The sequence below is a fragment of the Glycomyces harbinensis genome (assembly GCF_900101745.1).
Classification (GTDB): domain Bacteria; phylum Actinomycetota; class Actinomycetes; order Mycobacteriales; family Micromonosporaceae; genus Glycomyces; species Glycomyces harbinensis.
Map to the genome: position 1 here is coordinate 26,604 of NZ_FNAD01000026.1, position 19,467 is coordinate 46,070.

14 protein-coding genes and 1 pseudogene are annotated in these 19,467 nt (G+C 67.1%); 4 read left to right on the top strand and 11 right to left on the bottom strand.

What is annotated here, in order from left to right; genetic code table 11:
• Positions 1-9: 9 nt before the first annotated feature.
• From BLQ63_RS26690 to BLQ63_RS29490, 5 genes are all read right to left on the bottom strand, one after another.
• A complete protein-coding gene (locus BLQ63_RS26690) occupies positions 10-711 on the bottom strand; it encodes a WXG100 family type VII secretion target (protein ID WP_091040590.1) in 702 nt (233 codons plus the stop codon).
• A gap of 12 nt (positions 712-723) precedes the next feature.
• Complete coding sequence (locus BLQ63_RS26695; protein ID WP_091040591.1) at positions 724-1,044, bottom strand: hypothetical protein; 321 nt, start codon at positions 1,042-1,044, stop codon at positions 724-726.
• Positions 1,045-1,049: 5 nt separating this feature from the next.
• Positions 1,050-1,442 carry a YbaB/EbfC family nucleoid-associated protein gene (locus BLQ63_RS26700; protein WP_091040592.1) on the bottom strand — a complete coding sequence of 131 codons (393 nt, stop codon included), beginning with the start codon at positions 1,440-1,442 and terminating at the stop codon, positions 1,050-1,052.
• Between the two features lie 161 nt (positions 1,443-1,603).
• A complete protein-coding gene (locus BLQ63_RS26705) occupies positions 1,604-2,611 on the bottom strand; it encodes a Gfo/Idh/MocA family protein (protein WP_091040593.1) in 1,008 nt (335 codons plus the stop codon).
• A gap of 36 nt (positions 2,612-2,647) precedes the next feature.
• Positions 2,648-3,184, bottom strand: a complete 537-nt coding sequence (locus BLQ63_RS29490; protein WP_091040602.1) for a PfkB family carbohydrate kinase — start codon at positions 3,182-3,184, stop codon at positions 2,648-2,650.
• 295 nt (positions 3,185-3,479) lie between these two features.
• On the opposite strand from BLQ63_RS29490, the pseudogene BLQ63_RS28955 reads away from it, so the two are divergent.
• A pseudogene (locus BLQ63_RS28955) lies at positions 3,480-4,430 on the top strand (LacI family DNA-binding transcriptional regulator); the annotation flags it as partial.
• A gap of 27 nt (positions 4,431-4,457) precedes the next feature.
• On the opposite strand, the gene BLQ63_RS29915 reads toward BLQ63_RS28955, so the two are convergent.
• The 4 genes from BLQ63_RS29915 to BLQ63_RS26730 all read right to left on the bottom strand — a co-directional run bounded on the left by BLQ63_RS29915 (position 4,458) and on the right by BLQ63_RS26730 (position 9,990).
• Complete coding sequence (locus BLQ63_RS29915) at positions 4,458-4,805, bottom strand: response regulator transcription factor (protein ID WP_218125535.1); 348 nt, start codon at positions 4,803-4,805, stop codon at positions 4,458-4,460.
• 541 nt (positions 4,806-5,346) lie between these two features.
• Entirely contained in the window at positions 5,347-6,438 is a 1,092-nt protein-coding gene (locus BLQ63_RS26720) for a glycoside hydrolase family 43 protein (RefSeq protein ID WP_091040594.1), read from the bottom strand.
• Between the two features lie 103 nt (positions 6,439-6,541).
• Entirely contained in the window at positions 6,542-8,047 is a 1,506-nt protein-coding gene (locus BLQ63_RS26725) for a family 43 glycosylhydrolase (RefSeq protein ID WP_091040595.1), read from the bottom strand.
• 170 nt (positions 8,048-8,217) lie between these two features.
• Complete coding sequence (locus BLQ63_RS26730; RefSeq protein ID WP_091040596.1) at positions 8,218-9,990, bottom strand: ABC transporter ATP-binding protein; 1,773 nt, start codon at positions 9,988-9,990, stop codon at positions 8,218-8,220.
• Positions 9,991-10,203: 213 nt separating this feature from the next.
• Between BLQ63_RS26730 and BLQ63_RS26735 the strand changes: the two genes are divergently transcribed.
• Both BLQ63_RS26735 and BLQ63_RS26740 read left to right on the top strand, forming a co-directional pair.
• Positions 10,204-11,193, top strand: a complete 990-nt coding sequence (locus tag BLQ63_RS26735) for a hypothetical protein (protein WP_091040597.1) — start codon at positions 10,204-10,206, stop codon at positions 11,191-11,193.
• Between the two features lie 421 nt (positions 11,194-11,614).
• Positions 11,615-13,090, top strand: a complete 1,476-nt coding sequence (locus tag BLQ63_RS26740) for a tyrosine-type recombinase/integrase (protein WP_218125534.1) — start codon at positions 11,615-11,617, stop codon at positions 13,088-13,090.
• A gap of 179 nt (positions 13,091-13,269) precedes the next feature.
• On the opposite strand, the gene BLQ63_RS26745 is transcribed toward BLQ63_RS26740, so the two are convergent.
• Together BLQ63_RS26745 and BLQ63_RS26750 are read right to left on the bottom strand one after the other, a co-directional pair.
• A complete protein-coding gene (locus BLQ63_RS26745; RefSeq protein WP_143015114.1) occupies positions 13,270-17,478 on the bottom strand; it encodes an nSTAND1 domain-containing NTPase in 4,209 nt (1,402 codons plus the stop codon).
• An 86-nt stretch (positions 17,479-17,564) separates the two neighbouring features.
• Positions 17,565-18,977 (bottom strand): hypothetical protein, encoded by a 1,413-nt coding sequence (locus tag BLQ63_RS26750; RefSeq protein WP_143015115.1) that lies wholly within the window; start codon positions 18,975-18,977, stop codon positions 17,565-17,567.
• 232 nt (positions 18,978-19,209) lie between these two features.
• Between BLQ63_RS26750 and BLQ63_RS26755 the strand changes: the two genes are divergently transcribed.
• The coding region (locus BLQ63_RS26755) for a HEAT repeat domain-containing protein (RefSeq protein WP_143015116.1) at positions 19,210-19,467 on the top strand (258 nt) is incomplete at its 3' end.

A 19,467-nucleotide genomic window follows, 5' to 3' on the forward strand; every position in this document is an offset into this window, starting at 1 on the left:
CTGCCGGCCTTAGAGTCCGAGGAGCACTTTGAGGTTCTGGAGGGACTGGACGAGCGCCATGCCGTAGCCCATGATGATCCCGGCCCATTTCACGACCGCGGCCACGATCTGCGCGGCGATGACCGGGATGGTGACCACGAAGATCGCCTCTACGGCCCACACGATCACGTGCGCGACCAGCTCGGCGATGAGGTCGCGGACGAGTTCGCGCGTGACCTGCACGAGTCCGCCCGCGCCCTCGGTCGCCGCCGCCAGCGCGGCCGCGATCGCGCCGAGGCCGCCGATCGCGTCGACGTTGTTGGCCATGAGCTGCTGATAGGCGTCGTGGCTGTCGCCGGTCCACTCGCTCAGTTCACTCGCGAGGGCCGTCTGCAGTTCTTCGGAGATGGTGTACAGCTCAGAGGACACGTTGGTCCAGGTCTGGGCGTGCGACATCACCACGTCGGACTTGCCGGTGAGTTCGTCGAGCATCGAGCGCAGCGGCTCGAAGTACTCCATGGCCCAGCCCAGGCCGTTGGAGAGCAGGGCGCTGAACGGGTCCATGACCGATCCGACCACTTCGAGGGCGAGACCGCCCCCGGCGAGGAGATCGTCCACCCAGCCTTCGCTCTTGACCGACTCGACCAGGTCCTGGATGCTGTCGGCGAGACCGGCGCCGGTCCAGGCCTTCCGCGTCGATGCGACGGGCGCGACCAGTGAGTTGTCCGTCATCCCATCGCTCCCTTAGTTGCCCATGCGGCTTTCGAGCTCGCGGAACGCTCTGCCGGTGTCCTCGTCGCTCGTCTCGAAGTCGTCCGCGCAGGCGCGCACGGCCTGCGCGGCGAGGCCGAGGTTCTCGGCCACGTACTCGACGATGGTGGCGTGCCGCTGGTGCCGGTCCTCCAGGCAGCCCGAGATCCAGCCGCACAGCAGCCCGTACGCCTCGTCGTCCTGCTCGATATAGCTGCTCGCGCTCGTGATCGCCGCGAAGCGGTCCTGTAGTGCCTCAAGGGTGCTCGCGTGCTGCCGGAGCTGCTCCGGATCGACGGTGTATCCGCTTCCCATGGCGCTCAGCGCTCCTCGTCCGTGTGCGGCATGAGCTGCCCGCGTACGCGTTCGGCTATGGCGCGTCCGGCCGGGGAGTCGGCGCCCATGGTCTCGGCGACGATCTCGGCGGAGCGCTCGGCGATCCGCACCCTTGCCGCCCGGAAGGCCTGCAGGATCGCCTGCGATACGTCTTCGGTGCTGATCCGCCTGGTGCGTTCGCTCAGGACGATGTCGACGAGGTTGCCGCTGGAGTCGATGGTGACTTCGGCGTTGCGGTCCGGGTCGGAGGCGGTGACCTTCAAATCCTGGAACTGGTCGCTCATCGCCCGCGTGTCCTCGGCGAGCTGGTCGATGCGGCCCTTCCAGGCTTGGAGGTGCTCCCGGGAGGCCTCGGGATCGGGGATGCTGCCGACCATCGCCACTTCCTTCGCTTCAGCCCTGTTGTCATGTGCGAGGCGTACTCGCCTCAGCGAGTGTAGCGATCGGTGACCACGTGCAGGGTCCCTCGTCACCGGCGTGACGGCGGGCGGGCCTCCGCGCCGCGAGTTGTCTTGACCCTGTGGCGCGGAGGCCGTCTCTAGGCGTACAGCTCCGGGCGGTCCCCCATGTCGATCGGGATGATCGCTCCCGAGTGGAGGGACTGGACGGCGGCGTCGGTCACCATCGTCGCGGCGTAGCCGTCCCAGGCCGACGGGCCCGTCAGCGCTTCGCCGTTCCTGATGCGGTCGACCCATTCCTGGAGTTCGACGTCGAACGCCGCCTCGAAGCGGTCGCCGAACTCCGGGAGGACCGGGACGCTCGAGCGGCCGGCCCTGCGCACGGCCGGGGCTGCCGGGTCGGGGAGGCGGACCGCGCCCTCCTCGCCGACGATCTCGCACTGGATGTCGTAGCCGTACTGGCAGTTCACGAACACCTCGACGTCCACGCGGGCGCCCGAGGCCGTCTCGAACAGGAAGATCTGCGGGTCCTGCAGGTGCGGGAACCGCTTGGTCGTCTTGCGCGGCAGGACGGTCTGCGCCGAGACGAACTCCTCGCCGAGGAGCCACCGCAGCGCATCGACCTCGTGCACGGCGGTGTCCCGCGCGGCCATCTCCGTCGTGTAGTGCTCGCGGATGCTCTTGTTGCGGTGCACGCAGTGCGCCATGAGCGGTTTGCCGACGGCGCCGGAGTCCAGGACCTCCTTCAGCCGGCGGTATCCGGCGTCGTAGCGGCGCATGAAGCCGACCTGGACGAGGCGGCGCCCGAAGGCCTGCTCGGCGTCCATGATCCGCCGCGCGTCGGCGGCGTCGGTGGTGAGCGGCTTCTCGCAGAACACCGGCTTGCCCGCCTCGACGCAGGCGAGCACCTGCTCGGCGTGGACCGGGCCCCACGAGGCGATCACCACGGCGTCCACTTCGGAGTCGGCGATCAGCTTCTCGGCCGAGTCGACCCTTCGGGCCCCGGCCGCCTCCGCGACCTCGGCCGCGCGGTCGAGGTCGATGTCGGAGACGGCCGCGACCTCGGCCCCGCTGACGGTGGAGGTCAGCCGGTGCACGTGCTGCTCGCCGATCCATCCGGTGCCGATCACGCCGATGCGGATGCTCATATGGTGCTGCTCCTCTTCCGATGTCGTGGTGCGCGTTCAGGACTGCTGGCGGCTCGCACCGAGTCCGCAGCCGCCCAGGTACTCGCGGGTTCGGACCGCGATGGGCAGCGGTACGTCGGGTTCGCAGGGGTAGAGGTCCTGCTCGACGATCACGAAGAGGTCGGCGTCGAGCGTCGAGAGTTCGGCGACGATGTCGGCCGGGTTCGGGACGCCGGCGGGCGGCTCGACGCACACGCCGCGCTTGACGGCCTCGCCGAAGCCGAGGCCCTCGTCGCGGACCTGCCGCAGGGTCTCGGGGTCCATCTGCTTGATGTGGACGTAGCCGATGCGCGGCAGGTGGTCCGAGACGCCCACGAAGCGGTCGTCCACGCCGAAGCCCTGGAGCGCGCGGTGCACGTACCGGCCGAAGGGGTCGGCGCCGGTCTTGGTGATCACCGCCGAGCGGTGCCCGTACCTGGCCGCGGCGTCGGCGACGTTCGCGGGGCTGCCGCCGAGGAGCTTCCCGAAGGACTCGACGTCCTCCAGGCCGACCCCGACCTGCTGGGGGTAGATGTCGACGCCGACGCGGCCCATGGTGAGGACGTCGAACGGCGGCGGGGCTGCGGACGGGGTCGGGGCCACGGGCGCACCTCCTCGTGAACTCGGCCTGAAACACCATACTGTCGCGCGTCACTGTCGCGCGACAGTAAACCGGAATATACTCATCGGCGACCCGCCCGTCAAGCAGGCGGGCCCGGCGGAAATAGACTCGTGAAGATCCGTCGGGTCGTCCCCGAGGCCCGGAGAAGGAGGAGCGTTGAGCGAAGAGCACCGGCCTCAGGAGCACGCGCCGCACCAGGCCGGAACCCGCCGGGTCCCCCGCGTGACCATGGCCGACGTCGCCGCGAAGGCCGGAGTCTCGCGCACCCTCGTCTCCCTGATCCTCCGCGACCAGCCCGGCGCCGGCGCCGCCACCCGCGACCGGGTCCTGCGCGCCGCCGACGAACTCGGCTACCGCCCCGACAGCGCCGCGCAGATGCTCGCGCGCGGACGCAGCCGCACCCTCGGCGTCATGCTCGACCTCGACCAGCCCTTCCACGCCGAGACGGTCAAAGCGGTCTACCCGATCGCCGAGCAGCTCGGCTACGACGTCCTGCTCTCGGCGATCGCACCCGGACGCGACGAGCGCAAGGCCCTCGGCGCGCTCCTCGGGCACCGCTGCGAAGCGCTGATCCTCCTCGGATCCGACGCCGACGCGCGCCTGCTCGAACGCATCGCCGCATCCGCGCCCACCGTCGTGGTGGGCCGCAAGGCCAGCGCACCCGGCGTCGACAGCGTCCACACCGCCGAGCCCAAGGGCGTGCGCCAGGCCGTCGACCATCTCGTGGAGCTCGGCCACCGGCGCATCGTCCACATCGACGGCGGCAAGGGCCCCGGATCCGCGGACCGGCGCAGCGCCTACCGGGCCGCCATGCGCCGCAAGGGACTCGCCGAGGAGATCCGCGTGATCCCCGGCGCGCACGACGAGGACGCCGGCATCAGAGCCGGGAGACTGCTGCTCGCCGAGGACTCGCTGCCCACGGCCGTGCTCGCGGCCAACGACCGCTGCGCGATGGGCCTCATGCACGCCCTGCGAGCCGGCGGGGCCGAGGTCCCGAGCGCGGTCTCGGTCGTCGGCTACGACGACTCGCACCTCTCGCACCTGTCGCACATCAACTTGACGACGGTCCGCCAGGACACCGACGCCATCGCGGAGCAGACGGTGCGGTGCGCCGTCGAACGCCTGGAGCACGCGGCCCTCCCCGGGCGCGACGTCGTGCTCGAACCCAAGCTCATCGTCCGGGCGACCACCGCACCGCCTCACTCCTTAAGGGAGCATTCCCGTGCGCAGGGCGATGGCGACGGCCTGCGCGCGGTCGTGGGCTTCGAGCTTGCGGTACATGCGCTTCGCGTGGGTCTTGACCGTGTCCTCGGTGACCCGCAGGTCGCGTCCGATCTCGGCGTTCGACATGCCCTCGCTCATGCACTTGAGCACTTGCAGCTCGCGGGCGGTGAGCGCGGGCCCCTCGGGTTGGCGCTGGCGCGCCACGAGCCGGACCGCGTCGGCCACGGCGCCGCGGACCAGCATGATGGTCTGCGCGAACGCGACCATCAGGTCCTCGCCGGTGATCACGGGCACCTGCAGGACGCCGCGGGCCCCGGCGAGGATCGACATGGCGGCGGTGCGCGGGTCGGCGGTGCCGCACAGCACGATCCCCGTCTGCGGGTAGCGGTTGCGCACCGCCTGGGTGAACTTGACGGGATCGGGTGCGGCGAGCCCGAAGTCGATGAGCACGGCGCCGACCGGGCGCCGGCGCAGCTCAACGAACAGCGCCGCGGCGCAGTCGACCGTGCGGACGGCCGCTTCGAGCCCGACGCGGGAGGCGTAGGTCGATATGGCCTGCGCCGCTTGGGCGGTGTGCACGCACACCACGAGATTCTTCACTTTGGCCTCACTATCGGAGCAGTCGCGATCGGAATGGTGGGATTCACGGTCGGGACCCGGCGGCGGCGGTGGGATGCTGCGGACCGGATCGACTCGTCCCGGGTCAGGACAATGTGTCCTGTTTTGGCCACCCGGGGTGGACGGACTAACGATTCTGGAGCGCGCAAGTTACGGCCGTCGTCGACGAGTTGTGGCAAATAGTGAACGCCTCTGGGGCACTGCAAGATCAACTTCCGGGCGGCGGCCCGGTGCGGCCGCCGCCCGGTGGCGGTCACTCTCCCGAGGGTGCGGGGAACTGGACGCCGCTGGCGATCGGCGTCCCGAAGTTCGGGGTGCCGTCGGCGTTGAAGGTGAACTCCTGGACGCGGGTCTGGCGGGTGTTGCCGCAGCCCTGGCTGGAGCTGGTGTTGCCGTGGTAGACGAGCCAGTGCTCGGTGCCGTCCGGCGAGGTGAAGAACCCGTTGTGGGCCGGGCCGTAGACCCCGTTGCCCTGCTGGAACACCGGCGTGGACTTCTTGGTCCACGACGAGGCCGAGAGCGGGTTGGAGCCGGTGAGCTCGAGCAGCCCCAGTTTGTAGTCCGGGGTGTTGCACGAGGAGGCGGAGAAGGCGATGAACGTGTCGCCGTCGTGTTGGAGCACTGCCGGGGCCTCGTTCACGCGGGAGCCGACGGTCTCCCAGTTCAGGGACGGCCGTGAGATCGTCGCGTGTGAACCGGTGACGGTCCAGGGGTTCGACATCGCGGCGATCCGGATCGACTGGTCGGGGCCGACCCATTCCGACCACAGGAGGTAGAGCGAGCCGTTCAGCTCCAGGTACGAGCCGTCGATGTTCCACTGGTTCGGCAGCGGCGTGCCCATGAACTCGTAGGGCCCCATGGGGGTCGAGCCGGTCGAGCGCAGTACGTGGAGCTTCTGCCCGTCGAAGTTCGTCTGCGAGTTCCCCGAGGTGTACATCAGGTACCAGGTGCCGTTGATGCGGTGGAACTCCGGCGCCCAGTGCGAGCAGCAGCGGTTCGGGGTGTTCGCGTCGTTCCACACCACCGAGTCCGCGGCGGTCTTGAGCCCGTTCAGGGTCGTGGCGCGGCGCATGATGACCGTCGAATCCCAAGTGGTGGTGGACATGTAGTAGTAGCCGTCCCAGTACTCGATCCAGGGGTCGGCCCCGTTCGAGCGAATCGGGTTGGTCAGCGTCGCCTGCGCGGGCGCCGCGTCGGCGTCCGGTTGGGCGCCGGTGATCGTGCCGGTCGCCGCGTCGCCCTGTGCCAGGGTGGGCGAGGCGTTGACCAGGCCGAAGGCCGCGAGCGCGGCGGCGAGTGCGAAGGCGATGAGGACGCGCCAGCGCTTGAAGAGGTTCGCGTGCATAGGAAGTCTCCTGGTGAAGGAGGCGGGGCGCCGGACTGCGCGCCCTGCCGAAGGAAGGATCATTGCCGGTGTGCAACCGGCGTTGAGGCGTTGCCTCTCGCCGTCAGCTGCCGTTCAGTACCGGCCAGCCGGCCGAGTTCCATTGGATCTGTTCGATGTCGAGCGCGAAGCCGCCATTGCTGCCGTACGAGTGGTAGGCCGTGAATCCTCTGTGGATCGACTGGCCCCCGGCCGCGACGTTGCTCCCGTACGCGCCCAGGAGCACGGTGCCGCCCCCGTTGCGCATGTCGACGCCCGAGGCGTCGATGAACGGGCCGGTCGGCGAGGTCGAGCGGCCGACGGTGATCTTGTACGTCGAACTCGCACCTGCGCAGCAGGTCCCGATCGAGGTGAACAGGTAGTAGTAGCCGTTGTGGAAGGTCATCGACGGCGCCTCGATGCCGCCGCTCTTGGTGGCGAGCCGGATCGGGGTCGCGCCCGAGACGGGTTTGCCCGAGGGCCAGGCGAGTTCGACGATGTGGATCCCCTGCCACCACGAGCCGAAGGCCATCCAGTGGCGGCCGGAGGCGTCGACGATGATGTTCGGGTCGATCGCGTTGTAGGCGTTGCCGTTGTAGGACTGGAAGACGACGCCCTTGTCACTCCAGCCGTAGCCGGGCGCGGACGGGTCGAGCGTCGGGCTGGTCGCCAGCCCGATCGCCGAGCGCTGCGAGCCGAAGGTCGAGGCCGAGTAGTACAGGTAGTACAGGCCCTGGGCGGCGTCGTAGTGGATCTCCGGCGCCCAGAGGTTGTCGACACCGGAGATCTGCTGCGTGGTCCACGCCGGCTTGGCGTTCCACATGGTGCCGACGTTCTGCCAGGTCTGGCCGCCGTTGGTGGAGCGGAAGATCGGCGGCGTGCCCCCGCCGAAGCGGCCGTCGCCGGTGGCGTAGACGAACCACGGCTCGCCGGTGCACCCGGCCCACAGCGCCGGGTCGTGCGCGCCCAGGCTGCCGCCGATGCTCGGCGGCTGAGTCGGGCCGCTGGCGCAGTCGTTCGGCTGCGGCTGCTGGACGCCCCCGACCGGAGTCAACGACCACTGCTGGTTGGTGCCGCCGGTGGCGGTGTACTGGGAGATGCGCCCGCCCGCCGCGGTCGACCACTCCCACACGTCGAGCGCCTTGCCCGACAGGCGGTTCACGAACGACGCGTAACCGCCGGACTCGGTGACCGTCCACTGCTGGTCGGTCGCGTTCGTGCTGGTCTCCTGGACCACGGTGGCGCCGTCGGCGGTGTTCTGGTTCTGCAGGCCGAGGACTTTGCCGCTGTGCCGGGATTGAATGCGGTAATAGCCCCCTCCCGCATCGACGAACCGGAACTGCTGGTTGACCGCGTCCGTGCGGTTCCACTGGATGAGGCCGGCGCCGTCGTTCGCGGAGGCGCCGTCGATGTCGAAGACCAGGCCGGAGTGGCGGCTGGTGAGGACGTAGTTCGCGTTGGTGTCGATCGCCGCGTTCGCGGCCGTGGGTGCGAGGAAGGCCAGGCCGGCGGCCGCCATGACGGCGGCGACGAGCCCGGCCAGCAGGACCATGGGTCGGCGCCGCCGGAGGCGCGGAAGGTGAATGCTCATGCGAGTACGCAATCTCTAGAGGTGAGGGATCGAGACTTGTCGATGTTATCGTAAACATGACTTCGCCTCAAGACCAGGGACGAACCCGACCAGAACGGAACCCTCGCCCGGACGCGAAACGCGATGCGCCCCAGCGCGGCACGCTGGGGCGCATCGAACGGTTCCAAGCGTCAGCGGGTCCCGGTCTGGGTCAGGTGCATCTGCGCGTACCGGCCCGAGGCCGCCACCAGCTCCTCGTGCGTCCCGAACTCCACGATCCGGCCCCGGTCGAGCACCACGATGCGGTCGGCCTGGCGGATGGTCGAGAGCCGGTGCGCCACGACCAGCGTCGTCCGACCCTGCATGAGCCGGCCGAGCGCCTCCTTCACCAGCTCCTCGGCCTCGGGGTCGAGCGCCGAAGTGGCCTCGTCCAGCAGCAGGATGCGCGGGTCGCGCACGAGCGCCCGCGCGATCGCCAGCCGCTGGCGCTGCCCGCCCGAAAGGCGCGCGCCCCGCTCGCCGACGACCGTGTCCATGCGGTCGGGCAGGACTCGCACGAACTCCCACGCGTTGGCGTCCTTGAGGGCCCGCACGATCCGGTCCTCGTCCGCGTCGAGGCCGTAGGCGATGTTCTCGCGGATCGTCCCCTCGAACAGCACCGACTCCTGCGGCACGACCGAGGTGAACCGGCGGGCGGTGCGCAGGTCGAGCTCCTGCATGTCCACCCCGTCGAGGAGGATCCGGCCCGAGGTGGGCCGCACGAACCCGAGCACGAGGTTGAGCAGCGTCGACTTCCCCGAACCGGACGATCCCACGAAGGCGACGGTCCTCCCCGCCTCGATGTCGAGCGAGACCTCCTGCACCGCTTCGGTGTCCGAACCGGTGTAGCGGTGGGAGACGCGTTCGAGCGTCAGCCGGCCCGCGACGGCGTCCACCGCGCGCTTGCCCTCGTTCTGCTCGACGTCGGGGTCCTGGAGCACCTCCGCGATGGACCGCACGGACTCCATGCCCCTCGCCCCCACCGGGATCAGCATGAGCAGGTTCGTGAGCCCCTGGGTCAGCAGCGTGAAGTAGGTCGACAGGAGCACGACCTCGCCGGGCGAGATCGGCAAGAACCCGGTGATGGAGAAGACCGCCGCGAGGCCGAGGCAGCCGACGCCGAGGATCTGCATCGTCACCCACGAGATGGACGCGACGTGCCCGTTGAGCATGTCGAGGTGCAGGCCCGCGCGGCGCACGCCGTCGGCCCCGCTCGCCACCCGCGAGACCGCGGTCTGCTCCAGGCCGTGCGCCCGCGTGACCGGGATGAGCGAGGCCATCTCGCCCACACGGGCCGCGAAGCCCTCCATCTCACGGCGGAAGACCTCGTTGCGGGCGCGCGAGCGGCGCTTCAGGGCCGCGCGCAGGCCGATCGCGATCGGCACGGTCAGCGCGTACACCGGCAGGAACTGCGGCACCGCGATCGCCGTCATGGTGATCGCGCCGATGAGCACCATCGCGGAGGACAGCAGCGGGTGCGTCATCTGCTGGAGCATCATCTCGACGTTCTCGACGTCGCGCACCACCTTGTTCTGCATGATCGAGGCGCTGGTCCGCGTGTAGTAGCCGATCGAGAGGCTCTGGAGCCGCGCGGCCAGCGCGTTGCGGAGGTCGGCGCCGGTGTCGCGCACGACCGTCATGAAGTTGCGGGTGTAGACGATGTGGTTGGGGTAGTTCTGGACCAGCAGCACCACGGCGAGCGCGAGCCAGCCGAGCACCGCGGCCACAGAGCCGCCCGAGGAGACGAGGTCGATGATCGCGGCGGTGATCACCGGGAGGAACCACAGCGGGACCTCCTTGACCGCGAAGGCGAGGAAGGCCAGCAGCATGCGCCACGGGCGGCGGGCGAGGAGGCGGAGCACCGAACGCGCCGGACGGGCGCCGTCGAGCATTTCCTGTCGGCGAGCAAACGCTTGCAATGACATGGACCGATCGTACCGACGGCCGCGCCCCGTGCACAGCGCAATAAACCGCCATATGCCGGATCGACGGTGCGCCAAGCGTTCAGGGCAAGCGGCGTCAATCCTGCTAGCGTCGATCCATGAAGCCGCCCCTCGTTCCACTCCCCGCCCACGGCCGATACCGCCTCGCCATGCCGGAGCGGATCGACGACGAGCACCGCCGCTGAGGAGCGCCCCATGCCAGAGCATCGCACCGATTTCGAAGCGCTCCGAGCCGCGCTCGACCACCCGGACCCGACCGAGCGCGGGAACGCCGTCGACCTCGTCTGGGAGCGGACGACGGCCGAGCACGGGCCGCTCATCGCCCGGGCCGTCGAACTCGTCGCCGACCCCGACCCCGCCGTCCGGCACCGGGCGCTGCTGCTGCTCTGCATGGCCCGGGCCGACCGGCTGAAGGCCGCGCTCGAGCACCTGGTCGACCCCATGCTCGCCTGGACCGTCATGTCGCTGCGGCAGATCGACGAGGGCACCATGTCGGCGCAGGACGTCCGCCGCCACGTCGAGGAGCGGCTTCCGCGCAGCCGGTGGCTCACCGCCTCGGCCGCCGCGCGCCTCGCGCCGATCGCGCCCGAAGTGCTGGTGCTCGCCGCGGAGTCCGACGACGAGCACGTCAGCTACTTCGCCCGCCGGGTCATCGCCGACTACTTCGAACCGATGCGTCGAGCCGTCGGCCTGTTCCGGGCGGGCGAATGGGATCGGGCCGTGTTCTGGGCCGACGCGGTGATCGCCAGGCTTCGCGGGCGGCCCCGGTCCCGCCACTACGAGCGGCTGCTGATCGAGGCGCTGGACGTCCGGGCCGCGCTGTACTCCGTCAGAGGCGATGACCATGCGGCGATCGCGATCTCGACGGAGATCATCGAGCGCCTGACCGCATTGGTGGACGACGGCGAGCTCGGTTTCATCGGCGACCTGATCGCCGAGATGATCGGCCTGGGCGAGACGCGGCGCCTGGCGGGCGACGCCGAGGCGGCGCGGTCGCTGGTCGACGCCGAGTTCCTGCTCGAGGTCTGGGCGCGCTTCGCCGGCGATCCCCTGATGGTGGAGGAACTCGCCTTCCGCCTCGACGACGTCTTGACGACCGAGGACCGCGAACACGGGTGGTTCATCTCAGACGAGCTCGCCAAGAAATCGGGCGAATGGCTTCGGGCCGCGAGAGAACGCGAGTGAAAACACCCTCCAGCAGGGTCGGTCGAGCGAATAGATCACACCCGAGAACGCTCCAAGTGATGCGATGCGGCGCCGATAGGCCATTGCATCGTCCGACGAGTACTCGCGAATGGCAATCCCCGTCCCACACGAGAATGCGGGCGAGCCGGTATGAGGGCATGAAAAAACCCTGATCAACATATCGTTGACCAGAGTTTTTCTTTAGTAGCGGGAGGCGGATTTGAACCACCGACCTCCAGGTTATGAGCAGCATTTGTCGCATATGCAGATCGATGGTTTCAGGCCCTAGATCTCCGTATCGTCCGAGGTCACACCCGACACATGCATGACATTTCATGTCGATTCTCGTCGGGTCGTGACCGCCCGTGGCAGGACCTCCCACGGACAGATGACGGACGAGATTCGACGGAGGACCACCCCCGTGGGCTACTGCAAGAAGCGACCGAACAAGGACGGCAACCCCCGCTACACGGCCGTGTACATCGACAACGACGGCCTGGAGCGATCAGCGGGCACCTTCGCCACTTTCAAGGAGGCGACCCAGAAATGGAAGGACGCCGAGGCCAAGGTCAACACCGGCCGCGGCGCCCACCTCATCCGAGGCCGCGTTCTCTTCCAGACCTATGCCGAGGAGACCTGGCTCCCCAACCTCGCGGTCGAGGTCAAGACCCGGGAGAATTACACCTACAACCTCTACGCCCACCTCATGGCGTTCTTCGGCCACCGCCGCATGCTCGACATCTACACCAGCGACATCCGCGAATGGCTCACCGGCCTCAAGAACGCCGGAGTCACTGCCGCCACCCGCAAGCGGCTCAAACAGCTCCTCAGCTCGATCCTCTCCACCGCCGTCGACGACGAGGTCATCACCGGCAACCCCTGCCTGCTGGTCAAGACCGACACCGTCCCGGTCAAACCGCTGACCATCGTCACCCCCACCCAGTTCGACCAGTTCCACACGACACTGCCCGACGACATGTCAAGGCTCCTAGTGGAAACGGCCATCGAAACCGGCATGCGCTGGGGCGAGCTCACTGAACTCCGCGTCCAAGACTGGGACAGCGACCGCAAAGCCTTCACGGTCGCCCGCGCCGTCGTCCAAGTCAACCCCGAGTTCCACCCCGAAGGCGGGCGATTCTTCGTCAAGGACTATCCCAAGGACGGCGAATACCGCATCATCCGCGTCGCCGATCACCTCGCGGCCAAAATCGACGCCCACATCGCCACCCACAACCTCAAGAAGAACGACCTCCTGTTCTGGTACTCCCCCGCCGCCAAGAAGACCCGGCGAGGCTCCACGCAGCCGGAGGGAAAGCCGCACGGCCGGACCGCCCCGAACGAACGAGGCCGGACCTACGCCCACGGCACCATGAGCGCCTACACCGCAGGCCGATGCCGCTGCACCCACTGCCGATCAGCGATGGTCGCCTATCGCAGCAAACGCCGCGCCGAGGGCAAAGACAACCCGCGCATGGGCCGCCGCTGGGACACCGACGGACATATCCCGAATCAGTGGTTCCGCGAGCAGATCATCAGGCCCGCGCTCGCGAAGGCCGGCATTCCGATCGACCTCCGGATGCACCTGCTCCGCCACGCCCACGCCTCGTGGCTGCTCAACGGCGGAGCCGATCTCATGGTCGTGAAGGAACGCCTCGGCCACGCCAGCATCATGACCACCGAGCGCTACCTCCACACCATCGACAACGCCGACGAAACCGCCCTCGCCGCCCTCGACAAGGTCCGCCAGCGTCAAGCCGTCGAATCCAAGTCAACAGCCTTGAGCCCGAGGACGATTCCCTCACAGCACCAACCACTCTCAAACGAAGAGCTCCTTGCCCAGATGGCAACCCTGCAAGCCGAGCTCACCAGGCGTCTCAACGCCGGTCCGACATCTTGATGTAGTCGGGCAAGTTGAGGGCTGGTGCCGCGATCGCGGCACCACCCCACCGCTCGATTCGTCCGAACCTATTCACCCAGCGCTGCCAGCGTCTCCTTGACGAACGCGCTCACCGGAGTATCCGCCGTATCGGCAACTCAGCGGCTTCTGGAATCGCCGAATGCGTGGTCACATCAAAGTTAGGGGCAGACTTCGAACTCCCGGAATGGAATGTCGGGAAGGTACTGCTCCCACTCTGATTTGGTCAGGCTCCGTCCCGCTTGATCGCAGATCGCAGCGTAGGGGTCCTCAAGGAAGGAGACATCAAACAAGCGGACCGTTTCGGATCCCGTCACGGCTATTTGCCATCGAGTCGGAGAGAACTCTGCCCCCGCGGGCCTCTCCCAGTGAATTGTCACCGCCAGCTGTCCCGAATCCAAATGCCACACCCGGGCAAGTTCGTCATCATTGGAGACGATGTACTGGTCGTCGGGTGAGAAGCTGAACGAAAGCCCGAGATCTGCGATCGGGACCAGATGATGCTCGCCAGTCTCGAAGTCCCAGACCGAGAGCCCAGAAACCGTGGCAGCCGCCATCGAACGGCCGTCATGGCTGAACTGGATGTCCGTGGCGGCGCTGCCGTTGCCACGGAAGGTGGTGACCAGCTCGCCTGTGTGCGCGTCCCACAGCCGGATCCGACCGTTCGAGTCACTGATGACGACGCCTGAGCCGTCCGGGGTGAACCGCACGGCACCGGCCGCGGATTCGAACTCGGGAAGACGGACCGATACCTCCAGTGCGTCCAAGTCCCAGATCCACACCTCGCTTCGGATCGCACCCTCGAATCCATAGGAGGTCGCGGTCGTCGCCAAGGCGCGCCCATCCGGGGAGAATTCTGCTCCGAAGATCACATATGAGTGGACTGGTTCGAGGGCGGTCGTGTACCCGTTACCGGTGTCGAGGAGGCTGATCCGGTTCGCCTGATACTGGCCTGCGTCGGTCGCGATCAGCGAGCCGTCCGGGCTGATCTCGGCGAACCAGGACCAGTCAGTGGAGTACTGGGTGGCCGCCCCGACGCCTGTGGACAGCGACTCCGGTACCTCCCAGGCCGAGGATCGGGGCGTGTCCAACCCGAACAACTGGGTCCCGTCAGTGGTAAAGGTCAAACCTGTAGAGATGCCATTGTCCGATTCGAGGGGCAGCTCCAACGCCGGTACCGGTGCGGCGTCCGAGTCCCAGAGTTGAATCCCCTCTTTGGTCCCGGCTGCGATGATGCCACTGTCGGGCATGAAGGCCACGCCCATGGGATAGTTCGCGGGCAGATCGAGCAGGACCTCCGCCGTGGTTGCGGAGTGCACGGTCACCTCGTCCTGTCCGAAGGTGGCAACCATGCTCCCGTCTGGGCTCAAGGCGGAGCCCTGATTGCTGTAGGCCTGATCCGCGTCGGCTATCAACGTGCTGCCGGCCCCTGATTCGTCGAACGTTTGACAGATCCTTCCAGCGCAGGCGATGCCGCTGCCCGGTACATCCGGATCGGCCCAAAGCATCGTCACCGGTGCGTCACCGGCCTGCGCCTGATATTCCATCTCACCGGAGTCGGTCGAATAGTGCTGCACCATGCCGTCTCCTCGTCCGACCAGGAGACCGGCGCCGCTGAATTCCACGGCTGTGGCGTCGGATGCAGGGTCGATTTGCCGTACCGCTTCGCCGGTGCCGATGTTCCAGAGCGAGACTCCGTCGAGACTCGCGATCGCGATCGAACGGCCGTCGGGGCTGAAAGCGAAGTCTTCTAGACTCGTGGTCGGGATGGTGCTGACGGGTTCGTGTCGCGCAGTGTCCCATACCGTGACTCCGGCATGGGTGCTGCCGGCGAACTGCGATCCATCCGAGCTGAACTCGACGGCGGTGGCCTCAGCGGCGTCCCCGTCCGAAGCGAGCGGCTCCGACTCCCAGTCGGCGGTCTCCCAGAGCGTCAGTGTCCCATTGTTCGTCGCGGACAGCATCAGTGCGCCCTCCGGGCTGAACGCCAGCGATTCCACCGACCCCACCCGCTCTCCGGTGAGCAGTCCAGCCGACGGATCATCCGCGGCCAGTGTCATCGCGACATAAGCTTCGTCAGTTCCGGTCAGCTGCCAAGCTGCCGCCGCGAGCAACTGTGCGAGTTGCCCGTTCGTGCCGCGGAGCGACTCGCTCTGCGCTATGAGGCTCTCCGCAAGCGCTCGGTTGCGCTGCTGCTCAAGGTCGATGTTCTGTGCAGCGGCGATGAGCCCAAGCACGGAGACCAGCGCCGTGAAACAAGCGAACGCCCCGTAGACGGCGTACCGGATCCGGTCCCGGCGCCGCTGGCGGCGGCGCGAGAACGTGATGAACTCCCGGCCCAGGTCGCTCGGTTCCAGACCGAGTTCGGGTCGGTCCCGCCAGAGCGGCAGACCGCGATCGACAATGGAGACCAGGCGCACCCCTTCGTACAGGAACGACGGCTCTCTGCCGTTCACATCCCATTCAGCTGCGCTCGCTTCGAGCTGGGTGTGGAGGATGCGGCTCTCAACTTCCGCTTCGAGCCAGGCGTGCAACCGGCTCCACTGGTCGAGAAGGACGTCATGGGCGATCTCGATGCGGTCCTCATCGGCGACGAGCAGTCGTTCACTGAGGAACGCGTCGATGACTAGCCGATAGTCCTCGGCGACCGAATCTCGGCCCAGAGACAGCCGCACCAGTCGACCGCTCCGATCGATCCCGACAAGCCGTCGGAACAGACTGATCGCGGCGTCCTGCTCGCGGGGATCGAGCGCACCGTAGGCGCGTTCGGCGGCAGTTCTCACGGCGTTCGCGACGCCGCCGAGCGACAAGTACCCCGCGTAAGTGAGTCGCCTTCTCGCGCTTTCGCGCTCCCAAAGAAGTAGCATCGTCTGCGAGAGGAGCGGCAGCGCCGCATCCGGGACAGACGGCCCATCAGTTGTGCCGCAGAGCTCATCAAGGATCGCTTCGACCACTTGGCCATCGACTCGGATCCCCGCCGCGCCTGCCGGGTGGACCACGGCTTGATGCAATTGGGCCCGTGTCATGGGTCCGACCCGGTACATCCTTCCCTGGACGGCTCGGCCGAGGGACTGGATCGCCATGCACCTGTCGACGAAGTCGCTACGCACGCAGAGCACCACGAAGGCGCGGGGGCTACTTTCGATCGAACTCAGGCATGTCAGGAACGTCGCTCTCTCCACGGTGCCGACGAGCGTGAACAGCTCCTCGAACTGGTCGACGACGAGCATGACGCGTTCCGGCCGTGCCCCATCGGGCCCACTGCGACATTCCTCCACACGGTCTGCGGCTTCCTCCGGAGCCGCAATGAGCGAACGGTAGGTGCTACCGGAATCGCGGCCGCTGTTCTTCGCCAGTTCAACGGCAAGGGACTTGACCGGGTCCTCGCCCGGCCGGTCGACAAGCACCGTTCGCCACGGTCCCTGTCTCGGGTCCTCGCGAAGCATCCCGTTCGCGACGGCAGGGACCATCCCTGCTCGCACCAATGAGGACTTGCCTACTCCGGAGGGTCCGGTGACGAGCATGGTGCCGCCCGCCGAGCTCTCCTGAGCCTTGGCGAGAAGATCGGCGAGAACGGTGCTGCGACCGAAGAAGATCGGGGCGTCCGCGACCCGGTACGGATGCAGCCCGAGATAGGGGCTTCCGTCCCAGCGGTCGGATGCCGCCCCGGAGTCGGACGCTCCGGCGCTGGAGGTCAGCTGCATGAACTGGAAGAGCTGCACCAGCATGCCGAGACTCTCCTGGACTGTGTCCCGCACCTCGACTTGCACTTGCAGGCTCTCCGACTGGCTCTGGTACAGATCGAGCATCTGCCCCTTCATCTCGACCAGAATGCCGCGCGTCTGTTCGCCTTCCTGCGCCAACGCTTGCAGTTCGGCTTTGAGGGCCGCCAGCAATTCTCGGTCACCGTCCCCGACTGCCTGACGGACCGCGATTTCAAACGCGCCCGTCTGCCGGAGGATTTCGTAGAGTCCTCCGCGGGTCTCGGCCGCGGCCGGGTCCTCGGACTGGAGTACTTCGGTGAACAGTGAAGCCAGTTCGGATCGAAGGTCCATTGCGTCCTCGGGACCGTGATCGTGCTCTGCCCGTCTGAGCCGGGTACTGATCACCTCGCTGAGGGCGTTACCGCCTATGGCGCCCAACGTCCCGAACGCGGCGGTTAGCGTCGCGCCTGCACCCAGTGCGGCGGCGACGATCGGGGTGCAGGCGCTCGAGCAGATCAGCGCCGTCAATGTCGGGTACGTAGATGCGGCCAGGGTTCCATGTACGCGGTCGAACGCTTGTCGAACTCCATCGCGCATACGTTTGAGGACTGATTCACGCGACGGGGACTCGGCATCCGATTCCGCGTCAGGCGCGGATGTCGACATGTCTTCGACTGTAACGGCTTCACCGTGACTTCGCTTGCCGCGAGGTTCCGAAACCGTCGATCCGGTCGCCCCCGTGAGAGCCGTGCTCAGTCGATTATCCGCACCGCGTGCAGGCGCTCACCGTCGATCCAGGCGAAGTGGTCACCGATGGCTGGGCCGGCGAACTCCGGAACGGTCACCACTTCACCCGTGGGCGCTCCATTCTGATCGCACGGCCATCGATTCACGGTCGCCCGGCCGTTGTAGTCCTCGTCATCGTGGATCAATCGCCCAGGCCGGATAGTTTCGGCCTCGGAGCACCACAACGGTACCTGTCCCTCTGCTGAGGAGGTCGCGCCGGTGCTGAGGTCGATGAGGACCTTGCCGCTGGGGAGTGCGAGCAGGTACACGGTCTCGGTGACCTGAAGGACCGTATCGCTCTCGGTGTAGAGGGCCTCACCGAGTCCTTCTGCCTCCCAAGTCCAGGTCGACCTGCCGGTTACGGGATCGAAGCCCTCGATGGACATCGTTCCTTCGAAGGTCCCCTCTTCGTCGACGGAGGTGAAGGTCGCATCAGCCCGACAGCGCACGGGAGCCTCTTCAGACATGCCGAATACCGGACAACGGGTGACTCCGGCCTCGATCCAGATCGACTCTCCGGTCTCCTGGTCGAACGCGGCAACTGCGCCGAGGCTCAAGTCGGCCTCGTAATGCCCTTCTTCATCAGTCGCCGAAATCAGGCCCAGGCCTCCGTAGTAGAAGCCTTCCTCGTGAAGTTCGAAGCCCCATCCGTTGTCGGGACTCAGGTCGTTCGAGCCGAACAGGTCACTCACAGGGGTGAGCCAGCGCTCGACCCCATCGAGGTCGATACGCATGAGATTGCCGTCCGCGTCGATGAACAATTCGGTTTCGAGCCTTCGGGGGTCTTGGAGCACGGCGGTCGAGACAAGTGCTCCGCTCTCGGCATCGAGCACGATGTGCTGAAACTCCATATCGCTTCCACTGCCTCGTAGCCAGGAGGTGAAGCAGACGAACTCGTTGTCGGTTCCGCAGAAGGCCGGGGCCGCTGTGACCGCGCCGCCGTAATATCTCCATTGGACGGCGCCCGAGTTCACGTCGAGCAAGGCGATATCGGGCCATGAGAAGCTATTCTCAAGATCGGTGACCTGCATAAACACGGCACGCGCGCCGGAGGTGTCGATGTCGAATTGAACGCCGGCAACGGTACTCGAGTAGGTCGCGAAGTACTCCCAGCGCCGTTCACCGGTCTCGGCCTCGATGCCGAGTGCGACCAGTTCGTCCTCAGCGTTGAGAGCGTGAAGTATGAACACTTCGCCCGCACTCGAGACCTCACCGAAGACGGTATATCCATCCAATTCCCATGCGGGTTCGGTCGTCACCTCGGTCCACGACGGGGAGGGCGCAAAAGCGATCGTGCCCTTGTCCGAAGTGCATCCGGACACCATCAGGACTCCAGCCAGTGCCGAAACGGAGGCGGTGGTTCGCAGGGTGCCGCTCATCTTCTAATGGTATGAGGTCTCGTCAACCGTCTCAACTCCGTGAGTGCCAATCAAGGCTTGGAAACTCATGCAAAGGCCGCTTCCGAGCGGCGCCAGTACGTCAGGGGCTTCATCACGGCCTGGAACAAAGGGCAGCACCGGATACCCCTATGAACTGGTTTCGAGTTTCTGGAAGATCGGGGTCCGTTCCTGGACGCGGTGATGATCTCAACAGGGCGATAGTCTGACGCGCGTGAATCATGTGTTTCGTGATGCGATGCGGCTGATGCGAAGCCATAGCCCGCAGCGCCAGGAGGACGGGTTCCACACGTTGCTTCCCGCGGCGAGCGAGCACCTCGACGAGCTGCTCGAGGAGTTTCAGGCTGAACGCGACGATCACGGGCTGCGTTGCTGGCTGCTGGAGCTGATCGGTGAGGCAAGGTCGAACAAGGGGCTGCCAGTACTTGTGGACCAGCTCGGTTCACCCGATGAGGCGCTCCGGGGCTGGGCC